The organism is Limosilactobacillus reuteri (assembly GCF_034259105.1).
Taxonomy (GTDB): domain Bacteria; phylum Bacillota; class Bacilli; order Lactobacillales; family Lactobacillaceae; genus Limosilactobacillus; species Limosilactobacillus reuteri_G.
In genome coordinates, this window is the sequence record NZ_CP139478.1 from 327,501 (window position 1) to 344,879 (window position 17,379).

Annotated in this window: 14 protein-coding genes, 5 tRNA genes and 2 rRNA genes (1 of these 21 cut by a window edge); 19 read left to right on the forward strand and 2 right to left on the reverse strand. The window is 40.1% G+C overall.

The genetic code is table 11. The features are described 5' to 3' along the window. The 4 genes from SH603_RS02440 to SH603_RS02455 all read left to right on the forward strand — a co-directional run. Positions 1-479: ribosomal RNA gene (locus SH603_RS02440) — 23S ribosomal RNA — on the forward strand (it extends 2,444 nt beyond the left edge of the window). 79 nt (positions 480-558) lie between these two features. After that, positions 559-675: ribosomal RNA gene (rrf, locus tag SH603_RS02445) — 5S ribosomal RNA — on the forward strand. 5 nt (positions 676-680) lie between these two features. After that, positions 681-753: transfer RNA gene (locus SH603_RS02450), tRNA-Asn, on the forward strand. Between the two features lie 46 nt (positions 754-799). Continuing rightward, positions 800-872 (forward strand) — tRNA-Thr (locus SH603_RS02455). A 332-nt stretch (positions 873-1,204) separates the two neighbouring features. Here SH603_RS02455 and SH603_RS02460 read toward each other — a convergent pair. Further along, positions 1,205-1,537, reverse strand: coding sequence for a helix-turn-helix domain-containing protein (locus SH603_RS02460; RefSeq protein WP_169471263.1), 333 nt, complete (start codon positions 1,535-1,537; stop codon positions 1,205-1,207). A 229-nt stretch (positions 1,538-1,766) separates the two neighbouring features. Between SH603_RS02460 and SH603_RS02465 the strand changes: the two genes are divergently transcribed. Both SH603_RS02465 and ltrA read left to right on the forward strand, forming a co-directional pair. After that, positions 1,767-1,839: transfer RNA gene (locus tag SH603_RS02465), tRNA-Asn, on the forward strand. Positions 1,840-2,323: 484 nt separating this feature from the next. Then, positions 2,324-3,706, forward strand: a complete 1,383-nt coding sequence (ltrA, locus tag SH603_RS02470) for a group II intron reverse transcriptase/maturase (protein WP_321533904.1) — start codon at positions 2,324-2,326, stop codon at positions 3,704-3,706. A 178-nt stretch (positions 3,707-3,884) separates the two neighbouring features. On the opposite strand, the gene SH603_RS02475 is transcribed toward ltrA, so the two are convergent. Next, positions 3,885-4,850: an IS30 family transposase gene (locus tag SH603_RS02475; protein ID WP_321534043.1), complete on the reverse strand. Its 966-nt coding sequence runs from the start codon at positions 4,848-4,850 to the stop codon at positions 3,885-3,887. 323 nt (positions 4,851-5,173) lie between these two features. On the opposite strand from SH603_RS02475, the gene SH603_RS02480 reads away from it, so the two are divergent. The 13 genes from SH603_RS02480 (at position 5,174) to SH603_RS02540 (ending at position 17,371) form a co-directional block, all read left to right on the forward strand. Next, positions 5,174-5,725 (forward strand): lipocalin/fatty acid-binding family protein, encoded by a 552-nt coding sequence (locus SH603_RS02480; RefSeq protein WP_321534044.1) that lies wholly within the window; start codon positions 5,174-5,176, stop codon positions 5,723-5,725. 212 nt (positions 5,726-5,937) lie between these two features. Next, positions 5,938-7,437: a peptide MFS transporter gene (locus tag SH603_RS02485; protein WP_321534045.1), complete on the forward strand. Its 1,500-nt coding sequence runs from the start codon at positions 5,938-5,940 to the stop codon at positions 7,435-7,437. Between the two features lie 56 nt (positions 7,438-7,493). After that, positions 7,494-8,324 carry a metallophosphoesterase gene (locus SH603_RS02490; RefSeq protein ID WP_321534046.1) on the forward strand — a complete coding sequence of 277 codons (831 nt, stop codon included), beginning with the start codon at positions 7,494-7,496 and terminating at the stop codon, positions 8,322-8,324. Positions 8,325-8,424: 100 nt separating this feature from the next. Beyond that, positions 8,425-8,507: transfer RNA gene (locus SH603_RS02495), tRNA-Tyr, on the forward strand. A gap of 10 nt (positions 8,508-8,517) precedes the next feature. Further along, a tRNA-Gln gene (locus SH603_RS02500) sits at positions 8,518-8,589 on the forward strand. Positions 8,590-8,682: 93 nt separating this feature from the next. Beyond that, positions 8,683-9,327 carry a hypothetical protein gene (locus SH603_RS02505; protein ID WP_169471477.1) on the forward strand — a complete coding sequence of 215 codons (645 nt, stop codon included), beginning with the start codon at positions 8,683-8,685 and terminating at the stop codon, positions 9,325-9,327. A gap of 129 nt (positions 9,328-9,456) precedes the next feature. Beyond that, positions 9,457-10,170: a helix-turn-helix domain-containing protein gene (locus tag SH603_RS02510; protein WP_169472742.1), complete on the forward strand. Its 714-nt coding sequence runs from the start codon at positions 9,457-9,459 to the stop codon at positions 10,168-10,170. Further along, the gene (locus SH603_RS02515; protein ID WP_169471270.1) at positions 10,107-11,018 is read left to right on the forward strand and encodes an IS3 family transposase; all 912 of its coding nucleotides are present in this window, start codon (positions 10,107-10,109) and stop codon (positions 11,016-11,018) included. Before SH603_RS02510 ends, SH603_RS02515 begins: the two co-directional genes overlap by 64 nt. Before the next feature lie 102 nt (positions 11,019-11,120). Further along, positions 11,121-12,521: an MFS transporter gene (locus SH603_RS02520; protein WP_169473414.1), complete on the forward strand. Its 1,401-nt coding sequence runs from the start codon at positions 11,121-11,123 to the stop codon at positions 12,519-12,521. Between the two features lie 90 nt (positions 12,522-12,611). Next, entirely contained in the window at positions 12,612-14,261 is a 1,650-nt protein-coding gene (locus SH603_RS02525) for a TrkA C-terminal domain-containing protein (protein WP_078009713.1), read from the forward strand. A 32-nt stretch (positions 14,262-14,293) separates the two neighbouring features. After that, positions 14,294-15,013 carry an aspartate/glutamate racemase family protein gene (locus SH603_RS02530; RefSeq protein ID WP_003670574.1) on the forward strand — a complete coding sequence of 240 codons (720 nt, stop codon included), beginning with the start codon at positions 14,294-14,296 and terminating at the stop codon, positions 15,011-15,013. Between the two features lie 194 nt (positions 15,014-15,207). Beyond that, a complete protein-coding gene (locus SH603_RS02535; protein ID WP_321533637.1) occupies positions 15,208-16,539 on the forward strand; it encodes an ISL3 family transposase in 1,332 nt (443 codons plus the stop codon). 130 nt (positions 16,540-16,669) lie between these two features. Beyond that, positions 16,670-17,371, forward strand: coding sequence for a GntR family transcriptional regulator (locus tag SH603_RS02540; RefSeq protein ID WP_321534047.1), 702 nt, complete (start codon positions 16,670-16,672; stop codon positions 17,369-17,371). The last annotated feature ends 8 nt before the right edge of the window (positions 17,372-17,379 follow it).

The window sequence follows — 17,379 nt, forward strand, 5'->3', positions numbered from 1 at the left end:
TCAACGGATAAAAGCTACCCTGGGGATAACAGGCTTATCTCCCCCAAGAGTCCACATCGACGGGGAGGTTTGGCACCTCGATGTCGGCTCATCGCATCCTGGGGCTGTAGTCGGTCCCAAGGGTTGGGCTGTTCGCCCATTAAAGCGGTACGCGAGCTGGGTTCAGAACGTCGTGAGACAGTTCGGTCCCTATCCGTCGCGGGCGTAGGAAATTTGAGAGGACCTGTCCTTAGTACGAGAGGACCGGGATGGACATACCGCTGGTGTACCAGTTGTTCCGCCAGGAGCACCGCTGGGTAGCTATGTATGGACGAGATAAACGCTGAAAGCATCTAAGTGTGAAACTCGCCTCGAGATGAGATTTCCCATTTCCTTCGGGAAAGTAAGACCCCTCAGAGATGATGAGGTAGATAGGATGGAAGTGGAAGTGCCGTGAGGCATGGAGCGGACCATTACTAATCGGTCGAGGACTTAACCAAGGAGCGGTAAGGTTTATTGGAAGAGAATAGATAGGATTTAGTTTTGAGAGCACAAGCTCTCGTCCGAAGGGACAAAGAGTGTGGTGATGATGGCTTGAAGGATACACCTGTACCCATGCCGAACACAGAAGTTAAGCTTCAACACGCCGAAAGTAGTTGGGGGATCGCTCCCTGCGAGGATAGGACGTTGCCACGCGTTATTCCGGCATAGCTCAGTTGGTAGAGCACCTGACTGTTAATCAGGTTGTCGTCAGTTCGAGTCTGACTGCCGGAGTCGATGAAGATGTTGACTGCCTTCGGTTAGTTAACATCTTTTTTTTGCCAACTTAGCTCAGCTGGTAGAGCATCTCCCTCGTAAAGAGAAGGTCGGAGGTTCGACTCCTCTAGTTGGCATTATAAAGAGTTCATAACCAATTAGAAGTCTACAGAGTAAGTCGATAAAGCTTATTATGTAGGCTTTTTTGTATGCTTAAGAAGTTAAGTGAATTGTTCCGAAATTTTATGAATTATTATCCTAAACACAATTTTAACCACACAAAAATAAAACACACACATTTTGTGTTTATTTAGAAATTAGAGAAGGTTCTGACCGTTGATATATCAACAGTTTGGTTTTAAATTGTGTTTTATGTGGATAATAATTAATAAGAACCTCCCTTAAAATAGGGAGGCTTTTTTGTATCCGGTATGAGTATTAACTCACCGAGAAGATGTTTAATATCGATTTATTCGATTCTGGCATTTAATATTGTGATGATTCCTTTACAAATTTCTTCGCGTTGCGTCTGTGAGTAACTGGCTAATATTTCATCTAACTGAATTTCGTACGGACCTTTAGTATAAGAGTGTTCTCCATCGATACCGTTTAGTAGCTCTTCCATACTGATTTTAAGAGCATTTGCTAGATGTTGAAGTGTTTCTGCAGATACAGTACGGCTTGCTCCACGTTCAAGTTTTGATAAGAAATTAACACTTATTTTAGCTTTTTCAGCCAGTTTTTCTTGTGTTAAATGCAATACATGACGATGATTAACAATGTTTTGACTTAAGTTATTCATATTGTCTTTAAATTCCTTTTAGTTAATTATGATTCTCTTTTCGTACTTTCACTTATTAATATACTGGTTGAAGTATCAAGAATTGGTGATAAGTTTAACCGAGTAGTCGAACTAACATCGTTTGAATCACCATCCTTAACAAACTCATACCTGAAAATATTTCTAGACAAATTTTAAATTAACTTGACGGGTATAACGAGATAATATATAATTATATCCATTGAGTTATTCCGGCATAGCTCAGTTGGTAGAGCACCTGACTGTTAATCAGGTTGTCGTCAGTTCGAGTCTGACTGCCGGAGTCGATAAAGATGTTAGCTGTTTGGCTAGCATCTTTTTTTTAGTGCGCCCGGCATGGGTATTAGCTAGGTGGTGAAAGTCCGCTATGGGCCGTAGTAGTCGGAACCATGAGCTGAGGACAAGGGTGTCCACCGTGAGGTGGAATCTGAAGGAAGTCTAAGGCAAAGTACTGCATCGATGAACAAGAAGTAGCTATAAGGCTGAAATTAACTGGATAAGGCTGCTAGACAAGTTGAAGTCCAATACTACTCGAAGTTGGTCTCAGTAAAGCTAACGATGACATGGTACGAAAGCTAATATTCTTACCCGGGGAGATCTGGCCTACACGTTTCCGACAAGAGGAATAAGTTTAATTTCCACAGAAACAAGCGGTGCAGTGATGCAGTGTTGAGTAAGCCAGAAGTCAGCCGAGGTCATAGTAGTTTGAATAATCAGATGAAGGACTGAACGACAATAACTTGTAACTTATATCGGAGGTGTAATCAGGTGCGACAATCGCAGAAAACAGAACAACAAGCTGACCGCTTGTCGAGGATAGGTTTGGAAAACCGAAAGTACACAAGGGCGCGTAGTACCGGTTATGGTGAAGGTAAAGGTATGAGTGTCACTATCCAAGACCTGGTCTTGGATCGCAATAACCTTAATCAGGCTTATTTGCGAGTTAAGAGAAATAAAGGAGCAGCAGGCGTTGACGATATGACAGTCAATGACCTTCTGCCATATCTCAGAGAAAATAAGACGGAACTGATCGCTAGTTTGCGTGAGGGCAAGTATAAACCAGCTCCAGTCAAACGGGTAGAAATTCCGAAGCCTAATGGTGGAGTAAGAAGACTTGGAATACCAACGGTGGTGGACCGAATGGTTCAACAAGCTGTAGCCCAAATTCTTACGCCTATCTTTGAGCGTATTTTCTCTGATAATAGCTTTGGCTTCCGTCCCCACCGTGGGGCCCATGACGCTATTTCAAAAGTAGTAGATCTTTATAATCAAGGTTATCGAAGAGTTGTCGACTTAGACCTAAAAGCCTATTTTGATAACGTTAATCATGACTTGATGATTAAGTATCTCCAACAATATATTGATGACCCATGGACACTAAGACTCATTCGTAAGTTTCTAACTAGCGGAGTCTTAGACCATGGGCTTTTCGCTAAGAGTGAAAAAGGAACCCCACAAGGAGGGCCATTGTCACCACTACTGGCGAACATCTATCTAAATGAGTTGGACGAAGAGTTGACTAGACGTGGTCACCACTTTGTGCGCTATGCGGATGATTGTAACATCTATGTTAAAAGTCAACGAGCCGGAGAACGAGTAATGCGAAGCATTACCCAGTTTCTAGAAAAGCGCTTGAAAGTTAAAGTGAACCCAGATAAAACCAAAGTCGGTAGCCCGCTACGGTTGAAGTTTCTTGGCTTTTCGTTGGGTGTAGACCACAATGGGGCCTACGCCCGTCCAGCTAAACAATCGCAACAACGAGTAAAGAAAGCACTGAAGTTATTAACTAAACGTAATCGTGGAATATCTCTGACAAGAATGTTTGAAGAAATTCATCGAAAAATGCGTGGGTGGCTTCAGTACTACTCAATTGGGAAACTAACTAACTTTATTCAACGCCTTGACAAGTGGTTGAGGGTCCGAATAAGGCAGTATATTTGGAAGCAATGGAAAAAGTTTAAAACTAAGGTAACTAACTTACAGAAGTTGGGGCTGCCCCAGCATGATGCATATGTCTTCGCTAGTACCCGAAAGGGCTACTGGCGAACTGCACATAGTAAGACCTTGAGCTATTCTCTAACTAATAGAAAACTGGAACAACTCGGACTTATGAATATGTCCAAGACGCTCCAGTCAATTCAATGTGATTAAGTTGTCGAACCGCCGTATACGGAACCGTACGTACGGTGGTGTGAGAGGTCGATAATTGAACTAATCAATTATCTCCTACTCGATTGCCTTCTAAATATCTTTTTAATAGTCTAAATTGCATATCTCCAGTTTTCAACGATAGATTATTAGTTTTTATATCCCGAAATGTCAATTTAAGTTAGAAAGAAAATAGTTGCTCATCAGTGACGTAAGACATGAATACTTCATATGGAGTTCGATAGCCTAGTGATTTACGGGGCAGGTTATTTCGCTTACTCATCAGTTGGGTTACCAATTCATCAGGAAGATTGCGGAAATCTAGCTGTTTCGTTAAGCCATCCCGGCGTAAAAGACCGTTGTTGTTTTCGTTCAGCCCTCGTTGATTGGGAGCACCAACTTCGGCAAAGTAAGTGTGAAGGTCAAATTGATTGGCAATCTCGCGCCAGCCGGCGAATTCTTTTCCGTTGTCAAAGGTAATCGATTTGAAGAAGTGCCGCGGGAATTTCCGAAGCCACTGACTTAAGTGTTGGTTAATCGCATCAGCCGTCTTTTCGTGCACATTGAGTACAATTTCGACCTTCGATTGGCGTTCGGTCAGGGTCATTACCGCCCCTTGGTGCTTTTTGCCTTGGACGGTATCAGCTTCAAGGTGCCCAAATTCAGTGGCATAGTGCGGAAAGTCCTTGGCACGCTCGTGAATACTTCGCCCCAATTGGCCAGCCTTCCCACGGCGCTCGACATAGCCATTCGGGTGCCGCTTACCTCGCATCGGCAAGGAACGGACATCGAAGCCGAACTGGCCACGTTCAAACATCCGGTAAAGAGTTCGCCGGTTACAACTAATTGGGCGCTCAGCGCGCCCAATAATGGTATCAGGCGTCCACCACTGGGCAATTTTGTCGTTGATATAAGTGAGTTCAGCCAGTGACAACTGAGTAAGTTTTCGGCCACAACGTTGCTTATTGCGCATATAGTGATCTTGATAATCAGCAATTGAGGCACCGGTTTCCAGGTAACGATAAACGCGATAAACGGTTTCGGCGCAACGGTTGATCATTTGGGCCACTCGGTACGCTTTAAGCTTTTGCACGAAAGAATGGGCGATGATTGTCAGCTCGTTTGTGGTAAGATGGGTGTAAGTCATTTGTGGTTTCCTTTCTTTTGTTTAGGGGTATTCAAAAGTCTACCACAAATGGCTTTTCTATTTTTCTAACTTAATTTTACAAACGGCGTATCAAAAAAATTGTAGAAGTTTTAACATGAGAATATACTAAAACTGTAACTAGTTTCATATGTAGTTTAGGAGAATGGAGGTATTTATAATGCGATTTAGTAAAGCGATCCTTGTTGCAACGAGCAGCAATTGGGCTATGTACAAGTGGCTGTAGTAGTTCTAGTACGAGTTCTAACAGTAGCAGGAGCAGTAGTGCCCAAGTCTCATCAGCAAAAAAAGAGGAGTCACATATTGTGGGTTCGTATCGTGATGATGCCGATGGAGCTGCTATTACCCTTAATTCAGATGGAACTGGAACATATGTAATGGCAAATCCGACGCAGGCTGATATTCATGATCAATTGACCTGGAAAAAGGAAAAAAATAATTACATCATTAACTTAAACGATAGTAATTATGATACGCCAATTGATGCGCGGCTAAATGAAGATAATTTGAGCCTTGTAGGTAACGATGAATGGCCTAATCAGTCATTTAAACGAGTTCATGGGGACTTTGACGTTGATAATTTCTTAAAAGAACAACATGCGAAAACTAACAGTTCTACAACTAAGGATACTCATTCTAAGGAATCATCGACTCATGCCCGCGCAACACTTAAAAAGTGGGCGAGTGAACACCACAAAGACACCAGCAAGATTGATAATTTGAAGGCTACGACTGACCTATCTGAGCCAGATGAAGGGTGGGCCTTTGTTGACGATAACGGAACTGAATATGCCATCGTTCGAAATGGAAAAGTTTACCCACGTCCGGTTATTGATGGTGATACGTCATCTAATTAATAATCTTAGCGACAAACTTAATAAAATAAACAATTATAGCTCATACATGCGTTTGCGTTCTCATCAAAAACTTATTTTTCAATTGACGATGTTTTGAAACACGTTTATAATAGTACTATTCTGAATTTTATTGTTAAAGTTTTTTAATGTTTAGAATACGTATTCAATTAACATTGTGCTAATTGAAAAGTGAAATTATTTGGAGGAATTGTATGAGTAAACAAAAGAATTTGGATACCTCCTTCTTTGGACAACCGCGTGGATTGTCGACATTGTTCTTCACTGAAATGTGGGAACGGTTTAGTTACTACGGAATGCGGGCTATCCTTCTATTCTATATGTACTACGCTGTTACCAAGGGTGGTTTGGGTATGGACCAAGCTACCGCAGCATCAATTATGTCAATTTATGGTTCATTAGTTTACCTGGCCAGTGTTGTCGGGGGATGGTTATCTGACCGTGTATGGGGATCACGGCGAACGGTCTTCATCGGTGGTGTCCTTATTATGTTTGGACATATCGCTCTGTCATTGCCATTTGGTGTGTCAGCACTTTATGTATCAATCGCTTTGATTGTTATTGGTACCGGGTTATTGAAGCCAAATGTTTCAGAAATGGTTGGGGGCTTATACAGTCCCGAAGATCGTCGTCGAGACTCTGGTTTTAGTATATTTGTCTTTGGGATTAACTTAGGGGCCGCTGTTGCTCCTTGGGCTGTCCCTTGGGCTGCTAATGGTTTTGGCCTAAACCTTTTCCATGGTGAAATGAACTTCCACGCTGGTTTCTCACTAGCTGCTATCGGAATGTTCTTTGGGTTAGTACAATATGTAGTTGACGGTCGGAAGTATCTTTCAAAAGATAGCTTGTATCCTGATGATCCGATCGATAAGGAAAGTTTACGTCCAGTAATTATTTGGTCAATTGTTGGTGTTATTGCATTAGTGATCATTCTTGGATTGCTTGCTGCAATGGGTCAATTAAACATCAATAATATCATTACAATCATTACAGTTATTGCTATTGCTTTACCAATCTACTACTTTGTAATGATGTTGAATTCCAAGAAGGTTACAAAAGATGAAAAGTCACGGGTTGTTGCTTACATTCCACTTTTCATTGCTGCTGCTATCTTCTGGGCAATTGAAGAATCAGGTTCAGTTGTTTTAGCCCTCTTCGCTGAACAACGGACTATTTTACACATTGGTGGCTGGCACTTTGCTGCTGCTAACTTCCAGACATTGAACCCATTATTCATTATGATCCTAACACCATTTTTCGTTGCACTTTGGGATCACTGGAAAAAACAACCAAGTGCTCCTGGTAAGTTTGCTGCTGGGTTAGTAATTGCAGGTCTTTCATATGTTTGGATGGCACTTCCAGCAATGATTCACGGTACAACCGCTGGACGGGTTAGCCCATTCTGGTTAGTTGGTTCATGGTTCATTGTTGAAATCGCCGAAATGTTAATTTCACCAATTGGTCTTTCAGTAACTACTAAACTTGCACCAAAAGCATTTAAGTCTCAAATGATGAGTATGTGGTTCTTGGCGGATGCTGCTGGACAAGCGGTTAACGCCCAGGTTGTTAAGTACTACTCATTAGCTACAGAAGTTCCATACTTCTTAATTATCGGGGCAGTAAGTATCGTCTTCGGATTGATCCTTTGCTTATTCGTTAAGAAGATTCATGGCTTAATGGATGGTGTAGACTAAAAATTATATTAAGAGATCGAGAATAATTCTTGGTCTCTTTTTTTATGAGGTGAGTTATGAAAATCGCAGTAAGCAGTGACCTTCATTTAGATTTAAATCATGCTGATGTTGCAGAAATTATTACTCAACAGGCGCATTATTTAACCCGTCAAGAAATTGATCATTACTTTTTTGTGGGGGATTCCTTTAATGATTTTGCGCAAACCAGCGTATATTTTGCGGAACTACAATTGCAATTGCCTATCACAAAGGTCCATTATCTTGCCGGTAACCACGATATGTTAAAAGGGGTCACTTATGAGCAATTAGAAAATTTGGATGATGATCTATATTTTCATAACCGATTTATCGATATTCCCCAAACAAACTGGCGGATTATCGGTAACAATGGTTGGTATGATTATTCGTTTTCAACGTATGAAAGTAATGTAAAAGGGGTCGCAAAATGGAAGCGGGCATATTGGGTGGATCGTCCAATTATGCAGCCAATGAATGATCCAGAACGAATGGCGATTGTTTTACACCAAGTTGAAGAAAACCTAAAACAGGCTCGCAATCAACAAAAACAGGTTATCTTTATGACCCACTTCGCACCGATTAGAGAAGCTCTCCCGCATCCAATTATTGAGTCAGCACGGCGGCAGCGGATGTGGGAGATGACGACAGCAATGTTGGGTAGTAGACACTTAGGAGCATTACTCGCTAAATTCCCGGAAGTAAAAGCAGTTTTCTATGGGCATCTTCATTATGCTCAATCATTAATTACTGTTGGAAATATTGAATACCGTAATCAAGCAGTTGGCGTAAGACACAAAAATAGTGAGAACTGGAAGGGGAAGAGCCTATTAGATCAATGGATTAGCTGCCTTTATACTAAAAAAATCTAGTTTTTTCAAAAAAATAAGAAAAAACACTTGCAATGAGGTTGGAAATTAGGTATTATAATAAACGTTGATTGATACGAAATATTTAATCAAGCAACTTCTTGGAGGAGTAGCGAAGTCTGGTTAAACGCGACGGTCTGTAAAACCGTTCCTTCGGGTTCGGCGGTTCGAATCCACCCTCCTCCATCTTTATTATTGGGCTATAGCCAAGCGGTAAGGCAACGGTTTTTGGTACCGTCATGCGCTGGTTCGAATCCAGCTAGCCCAACTGTTATTGAAAGGCTAAGAAAAACATCTGTTTTTCTTAGCCTTTTCTAGTTCAAAATTTTATTAAGCTATATGAAAAAAGGAATGACAGCCAATGCCTAAACAAGGTCATTTTGCAAAAAGCATGCGAACTAAACAAATAAATGATTTTAAAGTGAAACGCAATGCGACTGGTGCGACCATTGATGATGAACAGTTAACAGATTTCCTAGTGGTTCGCTTTGCTTTAACAGCTAAGAAGAGGGTTCAATCTGGGGCTCGAGAAACTGCTCAACGGTTCTTGATTGAAATTTGTGATTCTTTACAAGAAAATGATGGGGATTTACAGGCGATCATTCCCAATTTACTAGTGAGTCTTAATGTCCGGGTACCTTGGCAATTCTATCCAGAAATTCTGGGAGAGTGGGATTTGCTTCAAAAGTTTTTACAAAAAGAACTTCCTGCAGTCCCATTAGAAAAACGTCTACGAATTAAGCACCCAGTCACAACCCAGGAAATGGAGACGTTAATTGCAAAATTATTGGCCAGAAAGATTACTGCAATTACGTTTATTAATCAGCCGGGAGTTGATCCACATAAAAAAGATCAGATGGTGACAATGATGCTAACAACGATCTATCATGATCAAACGATTGAATGGGATAAAGTACGGTTGTTACTGGCGCCATTTAAGTTTGAAATTGCCCCTGAACTAGACGAAAAAACGAAAGACTGGTTAAAGAAACTAGCAGAAAAATAATAACGTTGACTTTCGTTCTGCTTCCTTGGTAGAATTAAATCGTTATTGTAGAGCTGTGGTGGGGCTATAATGCCCTCTGAGTATACAGATGAAATAGAAAATTCATCTTATACTCGGAGGGCTTTTTCTATGGGAAGAAAATCTAAATACTCAGCAGAGGAAAAACTCTTAATCCTCAATGAAGTTTTACGAAATGGAATCCATAAGGTAATAACTAAGTACAAGATTAGCCAAAAAACTATCAGGCGGTGGAGTCTTCTATACAAGTATCAGGGAATGCCAGGACTTCAAACAAGTCATCATAATCAAAGCTACTCTAAAGAATTTAAAAACTCATTGGTTGAACAATATCAACAAACAGATGAGGCATTAGATTTATTTGCGATAAAACACGGTTTACGATCTCAAAGGCAACTAGAACAATGGATTATCCGGTATAATGAATCTAACTTAAAGGCCTATACGCCAAGAAAGCGAGATTCAAAAATGAGTGGACGAAAGACTGACTTTGAAGAACGACTTACTATCATTGAAGAGTTGATTAAGCATGATGTGAACTACAATTGGGCAGTTGAAAAGTACCATATTAGTTACCAACAAGTTTATGGCTGGTATCAAAAGTATCGCAAAAGCGGTAATGACCCAGAATCACTTCGTGATCGCCGAGGCAAAGCTAAGCCAGAAGAGAAGTGGACGGAAGTTGACCGACTCAAGGCAGAAAATCACTTATTAAGGGCTCAGCTAGAAAAGCAAGAGATGGAGATTGCGTTCGCAAAAAAATTAACAGAAATACGCAATCGGGAGGTGGAAAAGGACTCCGGTACCAAGCCATCAAAGAACTAAATCAAGAAAATGGATGGTCAATTAGCCAGTTGTGTAAAATAGCTGATTCTTCGCGAGATGGTTATTACAAATGGCTCAATCGAAAGCCAAGTCGATATCATAATGAGCAAGCAGAGTTACTTGAAGCGATTGTAGAGTTAGAAGAAGAACATAATTGGACGCTGGGATATTTAGCGATGACTACACAGTTAAGCTTTGAAAACCGTTTAAGCTTTACCGCTGGATTAAAACGAATAACTAATTGCATGCGTAAGCATGGAATTAGAGCAAATATTAGGAAGAAGAAGCGCAATCGAATTCAACGCCATGAAGAATACATCAATGACAACTTATTGCAGGGACAATTCGACCGTGAAACTAAAAATGAAGTGTGGGTTACCGACACAACGGAAGTTGCCTACGGCGAACACACACTTCATAAAGTACGAGTACACGTTATTTTAGATTTATATGGTCGTTACGCTTTAAGCTACAATATTTCAGACACAGAAACTTCATCAGCAGTAATTGAAACCTTTAATCGTGCTTTTACGGTTGAACCTGATGCGCAACCAATGATCCATACTGACCGCGGATCAGCTTACTGCTCAAGTATGTTCAACGACTACTTAGCCTCTAAAAATTGTATTCATAGTATGTCACACCCCGGTCATCCTTGGGAAAACTCCCCCATAGAGCGTTGGTGGAATGACTTCAAGCTAATCTGGATTAACAAACATAATCGTCCTAAGACGCTAGCAGAGCTAGAACAGCTCGTCAAAGGAGCCATTGAATACTTTAATACCAAACGCGCTTACACAAGCAAAAACGGCTTGACCGCGGAACAATTCCGCAATCAAGCTGCCTAAAATTTTTATCTATTTGATCTGTATACTTGACGGGACATAGTGCCTGGAGTTTTTATCACCGTGGCTCTTTTTATTTTGATTTAAAGGAGGAAGCGGAAAGCAATGGCAGAAAAAAACTATTCACGGATTTATCTCGCAATTGGTTCCCTTGCATTACTAACGTTTATCGGAATTTTGAATGAAACATCGATGAACGTCACATATCCAGAACTATCTGCTCAGTTTAATGTATCACTCGATGTTATTCAGTGGATTACAACTGGCTATTTATTGATGGTAACAATTACGATGGGGACAACTGCCTATCTATTACGCCAATATCAAGCGCGTTGGTTGCACTTATTTGCAGTATCATTTTTCATTATTGGTGACTTGATGTGTGCTTTGACTGGTAATTTTCCTATTTTGTTAACGGGGAGATTGATTCAAGCAATGGCAACTGGGTTAGCAACCCCAATCATGTTCCATTTAATTTTTACGGAGATTCCGCGTGAAAGAATTGGCATGATGACCGGAATGGCTGCAATGGTTATTTCGTTTGCACCAGCACTGGGACCAACATATGGTGGGGTCGTTTCAGAAATGCTGTCATGGCGGATGATCTTTTGGATTTTACTACCAATTGTTTTGATTAGTCTTGTATGTGGTCAACTTTTTATTCGTAATAAACCGCTTGGAAATGATAAAGCATTTAGTTATGGAAGCTTGATTACACTGGCAATTGCCCTTATTAGTATAATTAGTGCAGTTTCTTCAATTGGGAAACAAGGATTTGGCAAGCAGTTTTGGCTTTTATTATTGGTAGCAATTATTTTCTTTAGCACCTTTATCTATATCAATAATCATGGTAAATCAGAATTGTTTGACTTAAAGGTGTTTAAGGTTTTCCCATTGCGGCTATCAACTGTCACTTATTTTAATTTACAGTTTATTAATATTGGAATTTCGCTTGTTATTCCTATTTACGTTCAATATGTTTTGCACTCTTCGGCAATTGTCGCGGGTCTTATTTTATTTCCCGGGTCATTAATCGGTGCTTTTATCTCGCCATTTGCTGGAACTTTGGCTGATCGTTATGGTTTTGCTATGCCAGTTATTTCCGGGGGGATTCTTTTGGTTATTGGGACAAGTTGCTTCAGTATTTTCCAACGTCATTTAACGCCATTACTAATAACGATCTTCTTTGTTATTTTGCGAATTGGGTTTAACTTTGCTTTTTCTAATACAATTTCCAATGCTTCAATGTTGGTTCAACCGCAAAATGCCCCTGATGTAAACTCAATTTTTAATATGGTCCAACAATTTGCCGGCTCACTGGGAACTAGTCTTCTTGCCTCCACAATTGCTTTATTCCAAATGGGCAACAGCGGTTCACTGATGGGACGTACATATGCTGGAGGACGATTTGACTTTATCTTATTGGGCGTTTTGGCAATCATTACTTTATTAACAATGGTTACTAACTATCGCATGCAACAAAAGAAGGAAAGTATTTCTCAATAAGTGGTTGAATTAGCCTGACAAGAATGTAATAATGTGGCTTGATTAATACAAGTTATTACAGGTTTTTAAAGAAAGTGACTATAAGTTAAAATGATACATTCTATCGTTCACTTTATGGTGAGCAATCAGGTTTTTACGCTGTTTATTTGTCTTGCAATTGGCTTTTTGATTGGCAACTATAAAATTGCGGGTAAATTTAATATTGGAGCAACGGTGGGAACGTTAATTGTGACCTTAATCGTGGGGCAAATTGGGAGTTTTCCCCGGGATGAAATGTTGGGAACGATTTTCTTTGGCGCCTTCATGTTCTCTGTTGGTTATCGGATCGGGCCTCAGTTATTAGTTAGTTTGAAACTATTTGGGATTCGAATTTTAATCGCTAGTATTTTCTGGATGGTTGTTGCATTCTTAGTTGGGTGGAGTCTTTTTTCCGCCTTTAAGATTGGACCAGGGATCGCTGCCGGGGTTATTTCAGGAGCCCTCACCCAGTCAGCTACCGTTGCCAGTTCGTTGCAAACGATTGGGTCATTGCCAGTCAGTCAAAGTGTTAGGGCAACTTATGAGGCTCAACTCCCAGTTGCCTATGCTTTAACATATGTTTTTGGGACATTAGGGGTAATTATCTTTTTACGTGACCTAGCACCTAAAATTTTGGGGATTTCAATTGCTGAACAGGGTCCTAAAATGGCTGAACATTATCACTTTCATGCTAAAAACCCGAACCCAACGTGGCGACGAACATATCGCATTGCAAATGATTCACCGCTTGTCGGCAAAACGCTTGAGGAATTTAATCGACGGTCTAATTACCGGATTATTGGGTTAGCTGCTTTTCATGATGGCAAAATGACTGACCACCTTGAATATCAATTGCAGGCTGGCGACTTGCTAACTGTTATTGGTTACGCTGTTCATTTCGATCGGTTGATGCGAGTACCAGGATTAACAGAAGTATTGACGCCAACCAATGCGCCGCGTGAACGAGCTTTTGTTCTGGGAAAAAACTTTAAACCGGGTGAATTAGCCCTTCTACGGCAACATGGGGTTTTTGTGAACATTCAAGACCCAATCAGTGGAAACCAACAATTGATTAACCAGTTGCGACCAGGGGATGTGATTTCATTGACTGGGAATACATCACGAACCAAAGCAATCTTAAAAAAGATGGGACGCTGGAAAGCTGCAGATACAGCGATGAATTATTCTTTATTCTCTTTAGGAATCGGTTGTGCTTCCCTTTTAGGAATTATCGGGCTAAAATTAAATAGTATTCCGTTGCAACTAGGGAATGGAACGGCGGCTTTAATTATGGGACTAATCCTGAGTTCATGGATTGAGCGTCACCGTGACCGTAAATCAATCCCTGTAACGGTAACTAGCTTTCTTCAGAGTTTTGGACTAACGCTTTTTGTGGGGACAGTTGGTTTACAATCAGCTCAAGCATTTACAAGTGCAATTAAGTCGTTAGGGATCGGGGTCTTATTTATTGGGGCGATGATTTCAATAATGCCACATTTGCTAACGCTGTTCTTTGGACGCTATATATTGAAGATGGAACCTCTTGCTTTAATTGGTGCGTTGACTGGTTCAGGAACGATTGCAGCGGCAATGAATGAGATTTCGCAAAAAGCAGGGCCGGAAGGTGGCGCATATTATGCGGCTGCCTTTACTCCGGCGTTTGTAGTTGGTAATATTGGAATTACATTACTAGGGCCGATTTTTGTGGCGCTACTATCATAATTTATCGCTTAGAAAGGGCGTGCAAAATTATAATGCAACAATTTTTTACAATTTTAGGTGGAATGGGGACGCTGGCAACAGAGAGTTATGTACGTCTGTTAGATAAAAGAACGCCAATTCATCGTGATCAAGATTACTTAAACTATTTAGTTGTTAACCATGCAACCGTTCCTGATCGTACTACATGGATTCTCGATCATAGTCAACCAGATCCTAATGAGGCCCTGATTGAAGATATTAAACAGCAAAGTCTTTTGAATCCTGCATTCTTTGTTTTAATTTGTAATACAGCCCATTACTCTTTTGATAAGTTACAGGCAGCAACGGAGATTCCAATTCTCAATATGCTGCAAGAAACGGTTAACGAGATCAAGAAGATTAAGCCGGATGCAAAGCGGGTTGGCCTATTAGCCACTAAGGGAACTTTGGCAGCTAACCTATATGATCCTTATATTGAGAAGGCTGGGTACGAACTTATCAAGCCAACTCCTGAGATTGCCGATATGACAGAAGACCTGATTTACCATGATATCAAAGAGGCTGGTCATTCCGATGGCAAGAAGTATCATGAGCTAGTACGGAAAATGATTGAAGAACAAGGAGCAGATGTAGTAGTTTTGGGTTGTACTGAATTATCTTTTGCAGAAGAGATGGATCCTGAAACTAAGTACCCTGTTGCCGATTCACAATCAATTATTGTTGATCGCTCCCTTGAACGAGCATTGAAATTACGACAAAATAATAAAAATTAAAAATTAGAGACCGGAGAAAGGTAATAATTCCAACGGTCTCTAATTTTTATTAATTTTTTGCCGATATTTTAAGAAATGGCTCTACAATTTTAAGTACTGATGAATTTAACATCAGGGCTTTATTTGTTTAAAATTTAAAATAAAAAAGCGAAAGATGGTTGGACCCCGTCTTCGCTAAGAAAGGACCGTCTTTCATGAACAATTCTATCAAAACTATCTTAGGAATTAAAGATCCTTACCTCAAACTAGATGAAAAGAATTTTGATAACCCAATTGAAGATCAACCTAATCAAATCATTGTCCATCTTATTCAAACTTACCCCATGCATTGCCCAAAATGTGGACACTTAATGTGTAAAAATGGCTATAGAACAGTTAATTGCTTGGGACCAGAGCTTCACTTTAAGCCAACAATCTGGTCGATTAAAAAGCAAAAATATATCTGTAAAGCTTCTTCTTCTTGCCCTGAAGTAGTTACTAAATTAGCAGCCGTTGAAGATATTCATTATCGTAATCATATCTCTTTAGCGATAAAACAACGGGCAATGATGCTTCTAACAAAAAACGAATCACAAAGTGATTTAGCCAAAGAATTAAATGTCTCTGACTGGACAATTAGACGAGTCATTACAAATCTTGATCAGTTTTTTAAGCCTAACTATCATTGGTTACCTCGCCATATTGCCTTTGATGATTTCAAGTCTGGTCGCTTTGCCCCCAGCGGAATGAGTATGATTCTAATGAATATTGAAAATAAGCGGACGCTTGATATTATCTTGTCACGTAAAAATAGCTATCTGCGAAAATACTTTCTTCGATATGACCGTTCAGCACGCTTAGCAGTTCAAACAGTAACGGTTGACTTGTACACTCCTTACCGCCATTTGATTCATGAGCTTTTCCCCCACGCTTTAATTATCGCTGATCATTTTCATATTGTTGCTCAAGCATATCGTGCATTTAACAAAATTAGGATCCAAGTAATGAATCGTGCCGGTGCTGGCACTCATAAATGGCGTGCACTTAAGCACTTTTGGAAATTACTCCTAACGCCTGCTAATGAGCTTAAATATGATAATTATTGGTCAAGGCGTAACTTTAGTTACGCTCAATTAACCGATGTGGAAGTCATTCATCGTCTTCTAAGCTTTGATAATGAACTAAAAAGGGCTTATGAATACTATCAAAACTTAATTCTGGTGATTGCTCATCGTAGCAAGAAAGAATTAAAAAACTTACTCGCGATTAAATGGACGCAGCTTCCCCAAGCACTGCAAAAAGTTCAGCATACTCTTCGCAGCTATAAACAAGAAATTTACAATAGTTTTAAATATGATACCTATACAAATGGTCCCGTTGAAGGAACTAACAATAAAATTAAAGTTATTAAACGAACTGCTTATGGCTTTCGTAATTTCTTTAATTTCCGAATTAGAATCCTCCTTGCATTACCAAATACCTACATTGCAATAAACTGGAGAAATAAACAAACAGCTCATGCCAAAGTCCAGGCACAAGCTGCTTAGTAAAATTATTTTATTTTCTCATCAGTACTTCTTGACGAAGAGCCTAAGAAATTGGTCTAGATTTTTGGGAATGGTGTAAAATATACATATGCGCAATGTTTAGCAAACAATGGCGTAAGGAGGAAAGAAAATGAGTTCACCTGTTTATATTCAAATTCATAATCAGTTAAGACAAAACATTGAAGATGGTGAGTGGAAAGTTGGCGATAAAATTCCCGCTGAACGCGAACTCGCTAATGATTTTGGCGTCAGTCGAATGACTTTGCGGCAAGCAATTCAAGCATTAGTTGATGAAGGAATTCTTGAACGAAGAGTTGGCTCTGGAACTTTTGTCGCTAATCGCAAAGTCCAAGAAAAGATGTCAGGAATAACGAGCTTTACTGAATTAATGCACGCGACAGGGAAGAAAGCTGCTAGTAAGACAATTTCTTACCACTTGACGATCCCTTCGCAAACAGAGGTTGAAAAGCTAAAGTTAGCCCCAGATGAACAGGTTTTACGAATGGAACGGGTTCGTTATGGAAATGATATGCCAATTTGTTATGAAATCGCAACTGTTCCTGCTAACCTCGTTCAAAAATTTAGCAAAGAAGAAATTACCACGTCTTTTTATCGGACGCTAGAAAAAAAGGCGAACCTCTATCCTGGTCATGCAACCCAGCATATTTCAGCAACGAAGGCGACGGAAAAGATTGCTAATTACTTGCAGATTAAACGTGGAGATGCTCTCTTGCGAATGACCCAACTATCTTACTTGCAAGATGGTCGTCCTTTTGAATATGTCCACACTCAATATGTTGGATCACGGTTTGAATTTGTCTTTGAAAAGTAATCAAGACA